We start from the raw sequence: 17143 nt of genomic DNA, 5'->3' as shown, positions 1-17143 counted from the left end.
ATGCGACTACGACCAGGTTTCGAGGTCTTCTGGCGCGAGCGCGGGGCAAGCCAGCTCGGGCTCGATCCACGCTGCGCGCTACGGCTGGAGGGGCTCAGCGATGCCGAGCAGCGCCTCGTGGACGAGATCCCCCGGGTGCTCGATGTGGCAACACTGCGCCAACGCGGCAACCAGCTGGGGGTACCACGCCGCCGGGTGGCGGCGCTGCTCGGGCGCGTCCAGGAGTCCAACCTGCTCACGGACCGGCCGCACGGATGCGACCAGGATCCGGATGCAGCGTACTGGCACCGCGCGGCGGCGGGTGGGCTCACCCGGCCGGCGGACCGGGCCCAGGCCGTGGTCGAGGTGCGCGGGCTGGACCGGCTCGGCCTGCGCCTGGCTCTCATTGCCGCGGAGGCCGGCGCCGGTACGGTGCTCGTGCGCGATGAGACGGTGGTCCGCGCCGAGGACGTCTCCCCCGGCCTCTACCGCCCGGTCGACGTCGGCCGGTGCCGCGAGCGCATCGCCGTCAGTCTCATCCGGGCGGCAGTGCCGTCCGTGCGCATGAGCGCCCCGGCGTCGGTCCGGCCGGACCTGGTGGTGCTGGTGCGCCCGGACGTCGTCGACCCCGTGCCGGTCCGGGCCCTGATGCGGGAGGACGTGCCACACCTGTGCGTGGTCACGGGCGAGCTGGCGGTCACCGTCGGGCCGCTGGTACGACCGGGCCTGAGCGCGTGCACCCGCTGCCTGGACCTGTACCGCTGCGATGAGGACGAGCGGTGGCCGGCACTGGCCACCCAGGCCGCGGCCCGCAGGCCGCACGGGCCCGAGACCTCGCTGGCCTGGTCCGGCGCCGCCCTGGCCGCGCAGATGCTGCTGGCCGCTGTGGACGGCCGGCAGGTGCAGGCGGAGGGAGCCACGCTGGAGCTGACCGGCTGGCAGGCGGTACCGGTAGAACGCCGGTGGGACCCCCACCCCGAGTGCGGCTGCACGCAGACCAGCCTGGAGCGCAGTCCCCAGGAGCGCGGCACCCGGGAAGGCGTGCGCACCCCCGCGGCGCCGTGGGTGACAATGCACAGATGACCCAGGGACAGACGAGCGAACCGGTCAAGTCCGCCGACCGCGCGCTGACCGTGCTCGACCACATCGGAGAGCGCAGATCGGTCACCTTCGCCGACCTCGTCGCCGACCTCGGCCTTCCCCGGTCCAGCGCCCACGGCCTGCTGCGCACGCTGGTCGCCCGAGGGTGGCTGGATCTGGACCCGCGCACCCGCGAGTACACCCTGGGCCTGCGCGTCTGGCAGCTCGGACAGCGCTACCTGGGCCACCGCGACCTCGCCTCGGTGGCCGCGCCGATCATGGATGACCTCGCCCAGGAGATCGGCGAGACAGTTCAGCTCGCCAGGCTCGACGGGATAGGAAGTGTCTACATCGCAATCAGCGAGGGTCCCCGCCCGATGCGCCTGGCCTCGTCGGTGGGGATGCAGCTCCACGCGCACGGAACCGGCATCGGCAAGGCGCTGCTCAGCCAGCTCCCCGACGACGAGATGCGCCGGCGGCTGACGGGCGTCGTCCTCCCGCAGTTCACCGAGCGCACGGTCACCGAGCCGGGCCGGCTGTGCACTCTGATCGGGCAGGTACGGGACCAGGGTTTCGCTCTCGACGACGAGGAGTACCTGCCGGGCTGCCGGTGCGTGGCCGTCCCGCTCCTGCTTTCTGGTGCGCTGGGGCACCCGATCGCCGCGCTGTCCACCACCGCGCCGGTGTTCCGATGCGGGGATGACTGGCCGGAGCGGCCGTTGCTCGCCCTCCGACGGGGTGCGGCGCTGATCAGGGACCGGCTCGGCGGCTGACGTCTCTCTTGACCTCTGACCACCCGTCTGTCAGATTCATTCTTGTGAACTGCCATTCACATTCATGAAGCAGGGAGGGCGGAGATCGATGAAGGCGTTGGTCTACCGGGGCCCGTGGACGCTTGCGGTCGAGACCATGGCCGATCCTGAGCCCGGGGCACAGGAGGTGCTCATCCGGGTGGTGGCGACCGGGATCTGCGGCTCGGACATCCATGGCTACACCGGTGAGAACGGTCGGCGCCATCCGGGTCAAGTCATGGGGCACGAGACCGTCGGCCGGATCGCCGGCCTGGGCTCCGGCGTGAGCGGGATGGAGATCGGCGCGCTGGTGACGGTGAACCCGGTGATCGCCTGCGGCGACTGCCCGGTATGCGAGGCGGGCAGCGAACAGTGGTGCGCGAGCCGCACGGTCATCGGCGTGGATCGGGACTACCCCTCGGCCTTCGCCGAGCTGCTGCGCGCCCCGGCCCGCAACGTCATCGTGCTGCCCGAGACGATTCCTGCGCAGTACGGCGCCCTGGTCGAACCCCTGGCGGTCGGGTATCACGCCGCCCGGCGCGGCGGCTGCCGGGAGCAGGACCGGGTCCTGGTCCTGGGCGGCGGCCCGATCGGCCAGGCGGCCGCGCTCGCGGCACGTAGGCTCGGGGCGCGCAGCGTCGTCGTCTCCGAACCCGCGCCGGCTCGCCGGGCCCTGATCGCGGGCCTGGGCCTGGAAGCCATCCACCCCGAACGCCTCAGCAGCGACGCGGTGGCGGCGCTGGGCGGTCCGCCCACCCTCGTGCTCGACGCGGTCGGCACCAGCCGCACGCTCGAGGATGCGCTGACGATCTCGGCTCTCGGGGCCCGGATCGTGCTGGTCGGGATGAACGCACCCACGGTCGAGATCGGCGCCTACGCCGTGAGCACCGGGGAGCGGAGCGTGATCGGGAGCTTCTGCTACTCGGCGGCGCACTTCCGCGAGACGGCGGAGTGGGTGGGGACGAGCCCGCCCGAGCTGGCCACCCTCATCGACGCTCACACCGACCTCGCCGGAGCGCCGGCGGCGTTCGACTCGCTCGCCCGCGGCGAGTCCGGCGCGAGCAAGGTTCTCGTCCATCTCGAGGACGTCCCCCACCACGCAGGAGTGCACCCATGAGCACACCCACGATCACCCGGATCACGGCCTCCACCGTGCGAGGCGGCGGCGCCGATTACCACGATCAGGACGTCCCGCACTGGATCGATGACCACATCGCGACCCCGATGGCGAAGTATCCGCAGTACCGGCAGAGCCGCAAGAGCTTCGGGCTCAACGTCCTCGGGACGCTGGTGGTCGAGGTCGAGGCCTCCGACGGGTCCACCGGGTTCGCCGTCACGACCGGAGGGGTGCCGGCGGCCTGGATCATCGAGAACCATCTCGCTCGGTTCGTCGAAGGCGCCCGGGTCACCGACCTGGAGCGAATCTGGGATCAGATGTATCTGTCGTCGCTGTACTACGGCCGCAAGGGACTCGTCCTCAACGCCATCAGCGGCGTGGATCTGGCGCTGTGGGACCTGCTCGGCCAGGTTCGGCAGGAGCCTGTCTACCAGCTTCTCGGCGGTCCCGTGCGCGACGAGCTGGTCTTCTACGCGACCGGAGCCCGGCCGGACGTGGCGCGCGAACTGGGATTCATCGGCGGGAAGATGCCGTTGCAGCACGGCCCCGCTGAGGGTGAGGCGGGGATGCGCGCCACGCTCGAGCACCTCGCGCACATGCGCAGCCTGGTCGGCGAGGACTTCTGGCTCATGCTGGACTGCTGGATGTCGCTGGATCTGGACTACGCCACCCGGCTGACCCACCGGGCGGGCGAGCTGGGGCTGCGCTGGGTCGAGGAGGCGCTCCTGCCGGACGACTACTGGGGCTACGCCGAGCTACGACGCAGGGTCCCGACGGGGATGATGGTCACCACGGGCGAGCACGAGGCCGGCAGGCACGGGTTCCGGATGCTGCTGGAGATGGGGTGCGCGGACCTGCTTCAGCCGGACGTGGGCTGGTGCGGTGGCCTGACGGAACTGATCCGGATCGGTGCGCTCGCCGACGCGCACGGCGTGCCCGTCGTCCCGCACGGCTCCAGCGTGTACAGCTACCACTACGTCCTCACGCGCCACAACAGCCCGTTCGCCGAGTTCATCATGATGGCTCCAGGCGCGGACGAGATCGTCCCCATGTTCACTCCACTGCTGCTGGACGAGCCGGTACCCGAACGAGGTCGTCTCGTCGTCCCGGACCGCCCTGGCTTCGGCGTGCGGCTGAACCCCGAGTGCGAGCTGTCAAGGCCGTTCACCCACTGAGCGTCCCGCGGGAGCGAACGCGGAGCCGGTGACGGCACCACCCCCTCACGCAGCAGAGGTACTGCGTGAGGGGGGCGGCGCGTACGGGTCGTTCTTGCGGGGGCGGCCACGGCCGCGCTTGCGAGCCACCATCTCACCGTCGACGAAGACCTCACCGCCCCACACGCCCCAGGGCTCGCGCCGCTCGAGGGCACCCGCGAGGCACTCGGCCCGCAGCGGGCAGGAGGCGCACAGTGCCTTGGCGTGCTCGACCTCGTCGGTGCGCTCGGCGAACCAGAGGTCCTGGGTGGAGGTGTCCTGGCAGGGCAGGGGTTGGTCGTCGGTGGTGGTCAGATCGACGGGACTGGACGGGAAGCTCCAAGCAGTCGCCGAGCCACCGCGCGATTGATGGTCGAGAACTGAGGTGTACTGCACGAGATGCTCCTGAGGCATGGTGGGTGAGCCGGGGATGGGACCGGGCATCACTCGCCGAGGAGATCCTCGAGGGACGAGCAAGGCCGCGGACCCGTGCTGGGCTCCGCGGCCTGATCTGTGACAGCTGGTGTCAGGTCAGATCTGGTGCGGAACCGGGGGCGGGCACGCCGGTCGAGGTGCCACCGGCAGCGGTGGCAGCCCCTCCGATCGGGCCGGCAACAGCACGCAGGCGCGCCATGGTGAACGCGCGGGTGCCGCTGATGCGGACGCCGATCGCCGGCGTGCAGATCAGGTTCTTCATCTCCACTGCGTTCACCTCCTCAGGCTCGTGGAACCGCTTCTCGCTGGCTGGGCGGCGGCTCAGTTGGTCTCGAACGGGCTTCACACTACGACGACCTCCCCGGCCGCCCAAGTCTTTTTTCGAACTTTCTTCAGATTTCTTTCTCAGCACCCGCCACCGACCCCTGGGCAGTGGCCTGGCTCGGTGCATCGCCGCGCACGACGGCGAGGATCTGGGCGCCGTAGGCCTCCAGCTTGGTCGGCCCGATCCCACGCAGGATGGCGAGCTGACGCATGTGGGTGGGCCGCGCGGCGGCGATCGCCACGAGGGTGCTGTCATGCAGGACCGTGAACGCCGGTTTGTCCAGCTCCTGAGCGGTCGCGGCGCGCCAGACCCGCAGGCGCTCGAAGACCTCGGGGTCGGCATCCTCCAGGGTGAGCGAGGAGGCCAGTGCCTCGGCCCGGGCCGCCTTGCCGCGCCGGCGCCGCGGCGGGCGCTCGTCGCTGGGCCAGATGCCGTCGAGGAACCGGGACGGTCGCCGGCTGCCCCGCCCACCCGCATTGCGGGAGCGCGAGAAGGAGAGCTCGAGGTGCTCCCGGGCACGGGTGATGCCCACGTACAGCAGGCGCCGCTCCTCGGCGATCGCGTCCTCGGTCTCGGCCATGGAGATCGGCAGCAGTCCGTCGGAGACGCCGACCAGGAAGACGGCATCCCACTCCAGGCCCTTCGCAGCGTGCAGCGAGGCGAGAGTGACGCCGTCGACCATCGGCGCGTGCTGGGCCGCGGCCCGCTCCGTCAGCTCGGCGACCAGCCCGCCCATGTCGGCCCCGCGCGTGGTGTGCAGGTCGTCGGCCAGCTGCACCAGGGCGTTCAGCGACTCCCACCGTTCGCGCACGGCCCCCCGCGCCGCCGGTGGCTCCGGCGCCCATCCGGCGCTCGTGAGCACGTCCCGCACCGCCTCCGGCAGCGGTGTCTCGCCCTGGCTGCGCACCGCACCGCGCAGGAGCACGACGGCGTCACGCACCTCCTTGCGGGAGAAGAAGCGTTCACCGCCGCGGACCAGGTACCCGATCCCCGCGCGGCTGAGGGCCTGCTCGTAGGCCTCGGACTGGGCGTTCGTGCGGTACAGCACGGCGATCTCGCCGGCGGGGGTGCCGCTGCGGATGAGCTCGGCGGCACGCGCCGCCACGGCACCGGCCTCGGACTCGTCGTCATCGTGGGCCACGAACCGCACCGCGGGGCCGGAGGGCCGTTGCGCCTGCAGGTCGACGGAGGCGCTGGAGCGGAACCGGCCCGCCCCGGCCAGCATGGAGTTGGCCAGCGAGACCACCTGCGGAGTCGATCGGTAGTCGCGCACCAGCCGGACCACGGTCGCGCTCGGGTACCGCCGGGAGAACTCCGTCAGGTACCGCGCGGTGGCTCCGGTGAACGAGTAGATGGTCTGGGCGGCGTCCCCCACCACGCACAGGTCGTCCCGGCCGCCGAGCCACAGTTCCAGCAGCCGGTGCTGCAGCGGCGAGACGTCCTGGAACTCATCCACCACGAAGTGCCGGTACTGCCGGCGAACCGTGTCCGCGACGTCCTCCCGCTCGGCCAGGATGCCCACGGTGAGCAGCAGCACGTCCTCGAAGTCGATGACGTTGCGGTCGGTCTTGGCGTCCTCGTAGACCGAGAGCAGCCGGGCGATCGTCGTGGGATCGAATCCGGCGACCCCGCTGCGGTCGGAGGCGGCGGCGGCACGGGGGTAGTCGTCGGCGGTCACGAGCGAGACCTTCGCCCACTCCACCTCGGCCGCGAGGTCGCGGATCGCCAGCCGGTCCACCGACATGCCCAGGCGTCCGGCTGCCTCGCCGATCAACGGGGCCTTGTGCTCCATGATGCGCGGCACCCCGCCACCGATGGCACTGGGCCAGAAGTAGGACAGCTGCCGCAGCGCTGCGGCATGGAAGGTGCGGGCCTGCACGCCCGGCACGCCGAGGTCACGCAGCCGGGTCCGCATCTCCCCGGCCGCGCGAGCGGTGAACGTCACCGCCAGCACCGTCTGCGGGTTGTACACACCGGTACGGACCCCGTGGGCGATCCGGTAGGTGACGGCGCGGGTCTTGCCCGTCCCGGCGCCCGCGAGCACGCATACCGGGCCGGTGAGCTGTTCGGCCACGGTGCGCTGGTCGGGGTCGAGCGCCTCGAGGAGCTGATCGGGGTCTGTCATCGCTGTCGATTGTCGCAGCCGGTGCCGACACCGGGCCCGGCCGGTCCACAGGTGGAACAACCAGGTGCGCCGCGGGTGTTGACCAGCGCATGAGCACCGTTCCCGAGCCCGGCACCGTCCTCGTGTACACCACCGCCTGGTGCGGCTACTGCGCCAGCCTGAAAGGCCGGCTGCGTAGCGCCGGGATCGACCTCACCGAGGTCGACATCGAGCAGACCCCCGCAGCGGTGGCCGAGGTCGAGCGGCTCAACGGCGGCAACCGGACCGTCCCCACCGTCATCTTCCCGGACGGGTCATCGGCGACGAACCCGTCGCTGGCGGAGGTCGAGCGACGCCTGGCCGGCTGACCCGCTGAACGGCTCCCCCTGGCACGCCGCGATCAGCGCGGCAGCGGCCCGCCGAACCACTCCTCGATGAGGCTGCAGGCGATCGAGGTCGGGCGCGGCAGGCGGATCTGCCCGCTGCTGCACGACTGCGTGACCTCCTCCCGCGTGAAGAACCGGGCCGATCCCATCTCGACGCCGTCGGGGACCGCCTCGGTCTGGCGCGTGCGTCCGCGGAAGCCGAGCATGAGCGAGGCCGGGAAGGGCCAGGGCTGGCTGGCGCGGTAGGACACCTCGTCCACCACGACGGCGGTCTCCTCGTGCACCTCCCGCCGCACGGCTGCCTCGAGGGACTCCCCCGGCTCGACGAATCCGGCGGGGACCGAGAACTGCCCCGGCGGCCAGTGGGTGGCGTGGCCCAGCAGAAGACGGTCCTGCGGATCGGTGATCGCCATGATCACCGCCGGGTCGGTCCGGGGGAAGTGCTGGGAGGAATCCGACGTGCACCGCCGGACCCACCCGGCATCGCCGATCTCGGTGCGGGCGCCGCAGCGCGGGCAGAACTGGTGCCGCGCGTGCCAGTTGGCGAGCGCGAGCGCCGTGCCGGCCAGGGCGGCGTCCCGGCCCGACAGCCGCCAGCCGATGTCACGCACGTTGAGATAGTCCGGGCCGTTGCCACCCTGGGGATCATCGGTGCGACGCGCCGTCTGCTCCGCTGGGGGCTCGAGGGCGGCGAGATAGGACGTGGCCCCGTCCCGGCCGAGATACAGCCATGTCGACCGCTCGTCGGCCCCGGCCTCCAGCACGAGGCGAGGGTCGCCGTCGCCGGTGTCGAGGGCCGCGACGCGGCCCTCGCGGACGTGCACCACACGGGTGGAGGCGTCGGCCCGCACCTCCTCGAGCAGCCCCGGGCGGGTGCGGCGGTGCGCGTCACGATCGATGCCGGGCCGGGCCAGAGGGAGCAGGTCGGAGTCCATCGCCTCAGCCTGGCACACCACGATCGGGCAACGCGCCGCCGATCAACCCGCGCCGGGCCCGGTGCTGGCCTACCGTGAGCATGTGTCCGAGACTCCTCGTTCCCCGCTCGCCCTCGCAGCCCTCGCGACGGTCGCGATCCCCGGCCTGGACGTGGTCGCCACCCGTCCGCCGCGCAGTCCGGGGGCCGACTTCGACGTGGTCGGGGTGCTCGACGCCTCCCGCCGGCGATGGATCGTGCGGGCTCCGCGGCGCGCTTCCGCCGGGGCAGCGCTGGAGGCCGAGGTGGCACTGCTCGCCCAGCTCGCCACCGCCGTGGACGGCGCAGCGCTGAGTTTCGACGTGCCGCGGCCCGCAGGCTTCGCTCCGCTGCCCGAGGGGGGCCGGGCGATGGTCTATCCGCAGCTGCGCGGCGCGCCCCTGGAGGTGTCCCGGCTTCGCCCCGGACCGGGCCTGGCGGCACAGGTCGCCCGGGCGATCGCCTCCCTGCACGAGCTCGACCCCTCGATCGTCGGCGAGGCGGGCCTGCCGGTCTACGACGCGGAGACCTACCGCCGGCGGAGGCTGGCCGAGGTGGACGAGGCCGCGCGGACCGGCTACGTGCCGGCTGGCCTGCTGCGGCGCTGGGAGCACGCCCTGGAGAACGTGACGCTGTGGCGCTTCCGTGCGACGCCGGTGCACGGGGACCTGGCCGCCGAGCATGTGCTGGTGGCCGAGGACGAGGTGACCGCCATCCTGGACTGGTCCGATGCGCGGGTCGCCGATCCGGCCGACGACCTCGCCTGGCTGCTGGCCAGTGCGCCGGAGGATGCCCTGGACTCGATCCTGGAGGCCTACTCCCTCGCGCGCACCGAGCGCGGTGACGACCATCTGGCCGACCGGGCGGTGCTCGCCGGTGAGCTCGCGCTGGTGCGGTGGCTGATGTACGGGGTGCGTACCCGGGCCGGCCAGGTCATCGACGAGGCGATCGAGATGCTGCGCCAGCTCGACGAGGACGTCGCGGACACTCCCCCGATCGGGCACGTGGAGCCGGTACTGAGCGAGCCCGACCCGCAGCAGTACGAGGACGAGATCCTCGAGTGGAACTCCGACGGCGAGGACGTCGAGGGCAGCGACACCGATCCGGGCGACGAGACCGGCGAGACCGGCGAGGAGGCCTCGCCCACGGACACCGACGAGTCCGAAGGCACCGACGACGCCCACCCAACGGGTTCCCATCGCGTGGGCTCGCTCGTCGGCGACGACAACGAGACCGGTGACCTCAGCGAGCTCCGTTCACTACGTCGTGCGGACCACGAAGGACAGGAGCAGCGTCCCCGCCGGGGCGACGACGAGACACCCACGGTGCAGCTGCCGCCGCTGACCTGACCTGACCTGACCTGACCTCAGATCGTGTGCGCGACCTCGTCGAAGGCGAGCCGTTCACCGCGGGAACCGGACTCGTCTGACTGCGCCGGGCGGCCGACGTTGACGACCATGAGGGAGCGCCACCCGTTCTCGGCGAAGAACTCGGCGTCGATCGCGTCGGCATCCATCCCGGTCATCGGGCCCACCCCGAGGCCGGCGGCGCGCAGACCCACCACGAGGTAGCCGGCCTGGAGCAGGGTGTTGTCACGGGCCATCGCCGCCCGCTGGTCCGCCTGGCCCGCCAAGTGCTCCCGCACTCCCGGAGCCTGCGGGAAGAGCCGGTCCATGTACTCGTGGAAGGCCGGGTCGTAGGCCACCACGATGCTCAGCGGCGCCGCCGAGACGCGGTCCTTGTTCCCGCCCGCCATGTGCTGGGCGAGGCGCTCTCGCGCCTCGGCGCTGCGCACCACGAGCAGGCGCATGGGCACGGCGTTCATCGCCGTGGGGCCGTACTTGATCAGGTCGTAGACCGCCCGGATCTGCTCCGCGGGCACCTCATCATCGGTGAAGGCACGGGTCGTACGCGCCTGCCGGAAGAGCAGATCGGCCGTGTCCGCCTCGACGCGGAAGTGGGCGGCGGTGGGGGGCGCGGTGTCGATGCTCATATCCGGCCAAACAGTTCATGATTCAAGGAGATTCCGGGCCGTGCCAGTGATCTGGCTCACGAGGGTGCGGCCGGCGTCACCGCCTGCAGCACCCGGGTGACGTCGTCCTCGGTGAGGTCCTCGCCTCCGATGCGCACGTCGTCGGCCACGTAGTAGAAGGACGCCCGCACCTGCTCCAGCGGCACCTCATGCAACCGGGCCCAGGCGATCCGGTAGAGCGCGAGCTGCATCTGCCGCGCGCGCGTCGCCTCCGCGTCACGGGGCGGGGAACCGGTCTTCCAGTCCACGATGTGCACGCCATCGCCCTCGGCGAAGACTGCATCGATCCGGCACCGGATCATCACGCCCGCGACCGGCGTCTCGATGTCGACCTCGACGTCCACGGGCGAACGCCCCGCCCACTCGCTGGCGAGGAAGGCACGCTGGAGGTCCGCCAGCGCCGCATCGTCGGAGGCACCGGACTCGTCGTCGGCTCCCGGCAACGACTCCCAGTCGATGAGGGCCCGGCTGCCGAAGTACTGCTCCACCCAGGCGTGGAAACGCGTTCCGCGGCGCGCATGCACGCTGGGGCGGCGCGGCACCGGGCGGCGTCGCGCCCGTCGGAACGCCTCGGGATCCTCGGCCAGGGAGACCACGGCAGAGGCGGACAGGTGAGCCGGCGGCGCCGTCGACACGCCGTACTCGCGCTCCCGCTCGGCGAGCAGCAGCTGGGCATCACGCCACCACTGCTGCACCTGCGGGTCCGCCGACGGCGGCGCCCCGAGCTCGTCGCCGGCCCAGTCACCGGCCCAGGCACGGGTGTCCTCGAGCAGCGCGGTGAGCTGCTCGTGATCCCCGGATGTCACCGGCCACGACGCATCAAGCACCTCCTCGGCGTTCGGGTTGCTCTCGTGCGCACTGCTCGTGGGCCAGGGGCCACCGGTGTCGGCCGCGCCGGCTGCCAGCACCTCCTGTAGGAACGGCGAGGGCCGGTTCACCGTCTTGCGGTCGCCCCAGAAGCAGCCGGTGAGGAGGAGGTGGTGGCGGGCGCGGGTGAGCGCGACGTAGCCCAGCCGTCGCTCCTCGTCGAGGAGGCGACGGCCCTCGTCGAGCCGGAACTGGGTGATCGCCTCCGCCGCCTGCGTGTGGGTCTGCGCCGCGGCCAGATCCAGCACCGGCAGCGAGGCTTCGTCGCCGCGCAGGCTGTAGGGCAGGGAGTCGATGCCGGAGAGCCACCCGCTGCCGGTGTAGGGCTTGTCCGGGCCGGGGATCGGGGTCACGGAGGGGAAGTCCCCGACGTTCATGCCCACCACCGCCACGGTGTCCCACTCCAACCCCTTGGCCGCGTGGACGGTCATCACCTGGACGGCCTGCGGGTCCGGCTCGGCCTCCTCCACCTCCAGGCCTCGCTCCTCGTCCTCGGCCACATCCAGGTAGGTCAGGAAGGCGCCGAGGTTGGGCGCGTCGGTGGCGTGGGCGAAGTCGGCCGCGGCGGCAGTGAAGGCGTCGAGATGGCGACGCGCGTGGCCTGCCGCCCCCCCACTGGCGGCCAGAACCTCGATGTCCAGGTCGAGGATCTGCTCGGTGGCCGTGACCAGTTCCGGGATGGCCAGGTGCATCAGCGAGCGCACGTGGCGGACCTGATCGGCGAGCCGGCTCAGCCGGTCCCGGGCTACGCCGCTCAGCCCGCGGCCCTGCCCCGTCCGCCAGCTGTGCGGTGGCAGCCGGTCGATGGCCTCCACCAGGCTGGCCTGCTCCACCGGCTCGAGCACCTCGGGCCGGTCGTCGGCGCTGTGCCCTGCGCCGGACCCGCCGGTGCCTCCGGCGCCGCCCGAAGTCTCGCCGGGACCGCTGGGACCGCTGGTCTCGCTCGGCCCGCCGGGGACCGCCGACGCCTCCCACAGAGTCCCTGCCGCCTCGCCGGGCTGGAGGTGCGCCGGGGCAGGATCGGTGGCGGGGTCGGCCGCCGCGAGCCAGGACCGTGCCTGGGTCCGGGACCACTCGGCCAGGACGCGCAGGTCCGAGGCACCGAGGTTGACGCTGGGCCCGGTCAGCAGCCGCATCAGGGCGTCCCCGCGGGCCGGGTCGTGGGCGACCTGCAGGGCGGCACGCACATCGGCCACCTCGGGGGTGGACAGCAGCCCCGCCAGGCCCACCACCTGGCACGGCAGACCTCGCGCGCGCAGCGCGGCCTCCACCAGCGGGAACTGCGCGCGCCGACGGCACAGGACCGCGGCCGGGGCGTCCGGCCCCCAGTGTTCTCGCACGAAGTCGGCCACCCTCGCGGCCTCCTCGGCGGCGGTCTCGAGATAGGCGGCCTGCACCGCTCCCTCGCCCGCGCCCGGCCGCGGCCGCAGCTCGACCACACCCTCGGTCCGCAGTGGTCCGGCCACCACGTTCGCGGCCCGCAGCACCGAGAGGTCGTTGCGCCAGGCGGTGGACAGGTTCACGGAGGGGGCCGCTGCCCCCGACGCGGTCCGGAAGGTCTCCGGGAACGCCAGGAGGGTGCCTGCGGCGGCTCCCCGCCACCCGTAGATGGCCTGGTTCGGATCGCCGACCGCGGTCACCGGGTGACCCTCGGCGAAGACGGCGCGCAGGAGCTGCACCTGCGCCACGGAGGTGTCCTGGTACTCGTCCAGCAGCACCGCCCGGTACCGGGACCGCTCGGCCTGGCCCACGTCGGGCACCTGCCCGGCCACGGTGGCGGCGATGCGCACCTGGTCGCCGAAGTCGACGACCCCGTCGGCGCGCTTGCGCTCGGCGAAGGCCTCGACGAGGTCCATCAGCTGGATACGGGTGCGCAGGGACGTGGCCAACTTGCGGGCCGCCTCCAGGGGTCCCTTGGCGCGTGATCCGGCCTCGACCTCTTTCTCCGTCACCTCGGTGAGCAGGCGCCGCATCTCCTGCGCCGCCTCCGCGGGGGTGCGTCCGTGCTCGGAGAGCTCGGCCGCCACCGCGGCGACCGCATCGATCACGACGGTGACTGCCGAGGGCGTCTCGATGTCTCCGGCCCAGGTGTTCACGACCGCCTCGGCCAGCTGGTAGCGGCCGGCGTCGCCGATCAGGGAGGCGTCGGGATCGATCCCGATCCGCAGCGCGTGATCGGCGACGATCGCCGCCGCGTAGGAGTTGTAGGTCGCGATCCGCGGCCTGTCGGCCACGGTGTCCCCCACGCTCACCCCCACCTGCTGAAGACGGCGCAGCCGCGAGCGGATGCGGGCCGAGAGCTCGGCCGCTGCCTTGCGCGTGAACGTCAGACCGAGGATCTCCCCGGGCGCGGCGAGGCCGTTGGCCACGAGATACACCACGCGCGCTGCCATCGTCTCGGTCTTTCCCGACCCGGCGCCGGCCACCACCAGCATCGGCCCCAGGCCCGCCTCGATGACCGCCCGCTGCTCCTGCGTGGGCGGGGGCTGCCCGAGCGTGTCGGCGATGCGTTCCGCGCTCCAGGGCATCGTCATGTCGCCAGCCTCCCGCCGTTGGGCTGGGCGGGGCACGAGGTCTGGACGGGACACATGCGGCACCGAGTGCTGGGACGCGCCTCGAACACGGCCGCGGCCATCGCGGCCGCTCCGGCGCGGACGGTCTCCTCGGCCCACCCGGGCTCGACGTCCTCCGGCAGCGGGCGCTGCTCGCGCTGGGCGACCTTGGCGGTGGGAGCACCGAGGTAGACCAGCGAGGCACCACCGGCCCGGTGACCACCCGCCTCTTCCGCCGGTGCGGACTCGGAGAACGCGCCTCGCTCCACCGCCACCTGGTAGCTGCCCAGCTGCGGGTGTCGCTCCGCCTCGGCCTTGGTCACGGGAGTCTTGCCGGTCTTGAGGTCGACGATGCGCAGGCCGTCGGAGGTCTGCTCGACCCGGTCGACGCGCCCGCGCAGGCGCACACCCTCACCGAGGTCGACGGAGAACTCGACCTCCGGCTGCACCGCCGCACCGGCTCGCTCGGCGACGTACCGGGCCAGCTTGCGCACGATCTCCTCACCGCGCTCCCGCTCGCGCCGGGCGACCCACCCCTCCCCCAGGCCGAGCTCGTGCCAGCGCTGGTCGAGGGCGGCGAGCAGTTCGGTCTCGGTGCCGTGGGGGTGCTCGGCCGCGATCTCGTGGACCAGGTTGCCCAGGCTCTGCGCCGTGGAGTCCCCGGGCCGACCGCCGTGACGGGTCAGCGCCCACCGCAACGGGCAGGTGGTGACGTCCTCGAGCGTGGACGGTGAGACGCTCACGACCTCCCCCTCCTCCCACAGCGGCGCCAGGGTGGTCGGCGTGCGGAAGACGGGCCACTGCCGCGGATCGGCGCCATGGACATCGCGCGCTGCGAGGTGGTTCAGCAGGGCCGCCGCCGCCCGGGTCCGCCCGGTCAGGAGCACCTCGCTCGGCGGCCTCGCCCGGCCGAGGGCCGGCCGCAGCTCTGCGCGCAGGCGGCCCACGAGGCCACGCAGGTCCAGCGGCGCCGCCACCGGCGTCACCTCGGGCAGCTCCTCCTCGTCCGGCAGCAGCGCCTCGACGAACACCGACGGCCTGGCGTCGGTGTTCAGCACCGCGGTGACGAGCAGGTCCCGGCGAGCCCGGGAGCACGCCGAGACGAAGGTCCGCAGCTCGCCCTCGTAGACCTCGCGCCGCGCGCGCCGGAACGCGTCCTGCCCGCCCGCCCCCGAGGCGTCGCTGGTCTGCACGTGCCGTTCGGTCGCGATGTCGGCCAGCTGGGCTGCCCCGAGCAACGTGTCCCGGATCCGCAGATCGGGCCATGCGTCGTCCTGCACGCCGGCCACGACCACCACGTCCCACTCGCCTCCGGCCGCACCCGCCGGGGTGTGCACCTGCACGGCATCGCCGGCATCGCCGTGCGCGGCCAGGGTGTCGGCGGGGAAATCCTGGGCCGCCAGGTGCTCGAGGAACTTCGACGGCGAGGCGAGCGTGCTGCGGTCGACGAACTGCTCGGCCGCGCGGAACAGCGCCATCACGGCGTCGAGGTCGGTGTCGGCACGTTCACCACCGGACCCGCCCGCGAGCGCACGCCGCTGCCAGAGCGGCGCCAGCCCGGTGGCGTCCCAGATCTCCCACAGCACCGTCTCCACCGTGGCACCGTCGCGCCCCAGCTCGGCGGCGGCTGCACCGAGCACGTGCAGCACCGCGCGCGTGCCGCGGCCGAGCCGCTCGGGCAGCATGGCGACGGTCCCGGCGACCGAGGCGGAACCGTCCCGCGCATCCGGATCGTCACTGCCGTCACCGGCGACACTACCGACGCTGCCGACGGGGCCGACACCGTCGTCCTCGCCGACCGCGGCGGCGAACAGCGCACCCAGCAGGTCCTCGGAGTGCCGCTCCCCGCCCCCCGACCTCTCCCGGTGGCGCAGTGCGCGGCGCAGCGCACGTATCCCGACCGCGTCGAGTCCGCCGAACGGGGAGGTGAGCAGGGCGGCGGCATCCTGCGCCGTCACCGCGGCGGAGATCGCGCACCGCAGCGCCACCAGCAGCGGGCGCACGGCCGGCTCCTCCCGCAGCGGCCGGTCGGCCGCCGCCATCGCCAGCGGCACGCCCGCGGTCCGCAGTCCCCGCCGGACGGCGCCGACCAAGGAGCTCGAGCGGACCACCACGGCCATCTGCGACCACGCCACCCCCTGGTGCACATGCTTCTCCCGCAGGTGCCGGGCGATGTAGGCCACCTGCTGTGCCTCGCTGGCCACGAGCACCGCACGCACCTGCCCCTCGTGCTCGCCTGCCTCCTCCTGCTGCGCGTGGGCGCGCCGGCGGCCGGGCAGACCCATCGTGGGCAGCGGCTGCGCAAGCGCGGCGACCGCCTCGCGGATGGGTGCCGGATGTCGCCAGATCCGGTCCAGCACGTGCGTCGTGGCCCCCCAGGCGCCGTCCTGACCGGGCGGGAGGGTCGCCGTGTGCATGAGGGCGGGCACACCACCCCGGAACTGTTGCACCGCCAGGTCGGGATCGCCGAAGACCGCCAGGCGCGAGCCGTCCGAGGCGAAGGTGTCGAGTAACCGGGCCGTGGCCAGGGTGGCGTCCTGGTAGTCGTCGTGCAGCACCAGCGACCACTGCGGGCGCGGCACGTCCGGCACGACCTCGGCCCAGCTGCGCAGCGCCAGCACGGCTTCGTCGACGATCGTGGCGGCGTCGTAGCGCGCCCCGCGGTCGGGCGTGGTCTGCCCCAGGGCCAGCACCTGGGTGTACTCGGTCAGCAGCTGGCCGGCGGCGCGCCACTGCGGCCGTCCGTAGCGCTCGCCCCAGGCGGCGAGGCCGGGCCCGTCCAGCCCCGCTTCCGCGGCGCGCATGAGCAGATCCCGCAGCTCGTGCCGGAAGGCCGGCAGCACCAGGGTCTCGGGCCCGATGGAGGCCGGCCAGTCGATCGGGGCCCCTTCACCCGCCGCGTGCCCGGCGAGCAGGTCGGCCAGGATCTGGTCCTGCTCCGGTCCGGTCACCAGGGTGGGGGCGGGCTCCCCCAGGTGGCTGGCACGCAGCCGCAGGATCGCGAAGGCGAGCGAGGCCGGTGTGCGCACCAGGACCGTTCCCGACGTGCGCTGGATGCGGGCGGCGACCTCGTCGCGCACCTGGGCCGCGCGGCGCCGGGTGGGCACCAGCAGGACCGACGGGCCACGGTCCTGGCGGACCCAGTCGACCAGGGTCAGGGCCGCCGTCGTGCTCTTGCCGGAGCCCGGGCCGCCGCGCACGACGTGATGCCCGCCGGCCAGGATGGCCGCGCGGGCGGCGTCGTCCGCACCGGCCGTGTCGGCCGTGTCGGCCGTGTCAGCCGTGTCGTGGCCGCGGGTGGGGCTCACACCGGTCGAGGACATGTCCACG

General features: G+C 73.0%; 13 protein-coding genes. 6 read left to right on the top strand and 7 right to left on the bottom strand.

Translation table 11 applies throughout. The features are described 5' to 3' along the window. The 4 genes from LQF12_RS04965 (at position 1) to rhmD (ending at position 4142) form a co-directional block, all read left to right on the top strand. A complete protein-coding gene (locus tag LQF12_RS04965; RefSeq protein WP_231054884.1) occupies positions 1-1062 on the top strand; it encodes a thiamine biosynthesis protein ThiF in 1062 nt (353 codons plus the stop codon). Then, positions 1059-1832: an IclR family transcriptional regulator gene (locus LQF12_RS04960; protein WP_231054883.1), complete on the top strand. Its 774-nt coding sequence runs from the start codon at positions 1059-1061 to the stop codon at positions 1830-1832. The genes LQF12_RS04965 and LQF12_RS04960 overlap by 4 nt, the downstream gene beginning before the upstream one ends. A gap of 88 nt (positions 1833-1920) precedes the next feature. After that, positions 1921-2967 (top strand): zinc-dependent alcohol dehydrogenase, encoded by a 1047-nt coding sequence (locus tag LQF12_RS04955; RefSeq protein ID WP_231054882.1) that lies wholly within the window; start codon positions 1921-1923, stop codon positions 2965-2967. Beyond that, entirely contained in the window at positions 2964-4142 is a 1179-nt protein-coding gene (rhmD, locus tag LQF12_RS04950) for an L-rhamnonate dehydratase (protein WP_231054881.1), read from the top strand. The genes LQF12_RS04955 and rhmD overlap by 4 nt, the downstream gene beginning before the upstream one ends. A 45-nt stretch (positions 4143-4187) precedes the next feature. Here the strand turns inward: rhmD and LQF12_RS04945 are convergent, their stop codons facing one another. From LQF12_RS04945 to LQF12_RS04935, 3 genes are all read right to left on the bottom strand, one after another. Further along, positions 4188-4604 (bottom strand): WhiB family transcriptional regulator, encoded by a 417-nt coding sequence (locus LQF12_RS04945; RefSeq protein ID WP_290370734.1) that lies wholly within the window; start codon positions 4602-4604, stop codon positions 4188-4190. 82 nt (positions 4605-4686) lie between these two features. Further along, on the bottom strand, positions 4687-4872 hold the full coding sequence (locus tag LQF12_RS04940) for a hypothetical protein (RefSeq protein ID WP_231054880.1): 186 nt from the start codon (positions 4870-4872) through the stop codon (positions 4687-4689). A 115-nt stretch (positions 4873-4987) separates the two neighbouring features. Then, positions 4988-7045, bottom strand: a complete 2058-nt coding sequence (locus LQF12_RS04935; protein ID WP_231054879.1) for an ATP-dependent helicase — start codon at positions 7043-7045, stop codon at positions 4988-4990. Positions 7046-7134: 89 nt separating this feature from the next. Here LQF12_RS04935 and LQF12_RS04930 point away from each other — a divergent pair, with 89 nt between their 5' ends. Further along, positions 7135-7392, top strand: a complete 258-nt coding sequence (locus tag LQF12_RS04930; RefSeq protein WP_231054878.1) for a glutaredoxin domain-containing protein — start codon at positions 7135-7137, stop codon at positions 7390-7392. A 32-nt stretch (positions 7393-7424) separates the two neighbouring features. Here the strand turns inward: LQF12_RS04930 and nudC are convergent, their stop codons facing one another. Beyond that, on the bottom strand, positions 7425-8345 hold the full coding sequence (nudC, locus tag LQF12_RS04925) for an NAD(+) diphosphatase (RefSeq protein WP_231054877.1): 921 nt from the start codon (positions 8343-8345) through the stop codon (positions 7425-7427). An 82-nt stretch (positions 8346-8427) separates the two neighbouring features. Here nudC and LQF12_RS04920 point away from each other — a divergent pair, with 82 nt between their 5' ends. Further along, on the top strand, positions 8428-9711 hold the full coding sequence (locus LQF12_RS04920) for a macrolide 2'-phosphotransferase (RefSeq protein WP_231054876.1): 1284 nt from the start codon (positions 8428-8430) through the stop codon (positions 9709-9711). A 17-nt stretch (positions 9712-9728) separates the two neighbouring features. Here LQF12_RS04920 and LQF12_RS04915 read toward each other — a convergent pair whose 3' ends face one another. Genes LQF12_RS04915 through LQF12_RS04905 form a run of 3 tightly spaced genes read right to left on the bottom strand, consistent with a single transcriptional unit; the run spans position 9729 to position 17136 of the window. Continuing rightward, entirely contained in the window at positions 9729-10355 is a 627-nt protein-coding gene (locus LQF12_RS04915; protein WP_231054875.1) for a malonic semialdehyde reductase, read from the bottom strand. A 56-nt stretch (positions 10356-10411) separates the two neighbouring features. Further along, on the bottom strand, positions 10412-13795 hold the full coding sequence (locus LQF12_RS04910) for an ATP-dependent helicase (RefSeq protein ID WP_231054874.1): 3384 nt from the start codon (positions 13793-13795) through the stop codon (positions 10412-10414). Continuing rightward, positions 13792-17136 (bottom strand): UrvD/REP family ATP-dependent DNA helicase, encoded by a 3345-nt coding sequence (locus LQF12_RS04905; RefSeq protein WP_231054873.1) that lies wholly within the window; start codon positions 17134-17136, stop codon positions 13792-13794. The genes LQF12_RS04910 and LQF12_RS04905 overlap by 4 nt, the downstream gene beginning before the upstream one ends. Positions 17137-17143: the final 7 nt, after the last annotated feature.

Origin of the sequence: Ruania suaedae, assembly GCF_021049265.1 — a bacterium.
GTDB lineage: Bacteria > Actinomycetota > Actinomycetes > Actinomycetales > Beutenbergiaceae > Ruania > Ruania suaedae.
Note: the sequence above shows the minus strand (reverse complement) of the source record. Positions and strands in the feature narration are given on the sequence as shown.

Excerpts from the sequence above, each read along its gene's own strand:
- LQF12_RS04965 (WP_231054884.1), top strand. The coding sequence starts at position 1 with ATGCGACTACGACCAGGTTTCGAGGTCTTCTGGCGCGAGCGCGGGGCA.
- LQF12_RS04945 (WP_290370734.1), bottom strand. The coding sequence starts at position 4,604 with ATGCCCGGTCCCATCCCCGGCTCACCCACCATGCCTCAGGAGCATCTC.
- LQF12_RS04905 (WP_231054873.1), bottom strand. The coding sequence starts at position 17,136 with ATGTCCTCGACCGGTGTGAGCCCCACCCGCGGCCACGACACGGCTGAC.
- nudC (WP_231054877.1), bottom strand. The coding sequence starts at position 8,345 with ATGGACTCCGACCTGCTCCCTCTGGCCCGGCCCGGCATCGATCGTGAC.
- LQF12_RS04930 (WP_231054878.1), top strand. The coding sequence starts at position 7,135 with ATGAGCACCGTTCCCGAGCCCGGCACCGTCCTCGTGTACACCACCGCC.
- LQF12_RS04935 (WP_231054879.1), bottom strand. The coding sequence starts at position 7,045 with ATGACAGACCCCGATCAGCTCCTCGAGGCGCTCGACCCCGACCAGCGC.
- LQF12_RS04910 (WP_231054874.1), bottom strand. The coding sequence starts at position 13,795 with ATGACGATGCCCTGGAGCGCGGAACGCATCGCCGACACGCTCGGGCAG.
- LQF12_RS04915 (WP_231054875.1), bottom strand. The coding sequence starts at position 10,355 with ATGAGCATCGACACCGCGCCCCCCACCGCCGCCCACTTCCGCGTCGAG.
- LQF12_RS04955 (WP_231054882.1), top strand. The coding sequence starts at position 1,921 with ATGAAGGCGTTGGTCTACCGGGGCCCGTGGACGCTTGCGGTCGAGACC.
- rhmD (WP_231054881.1), top strand. The coding sequence starts at position 2,964 with ATGAGCACACCCACGATCACCCGGATCACGGCCTCCACCGTGCGAGGC.
- LQF12_RS04960 (WP_231054883.1), top strand. The coding sequence starts at position 1,059 with ATGACCCAGGGACAGACGAGCGAACCGGTCAAGTCCGCCGACCGCGCG.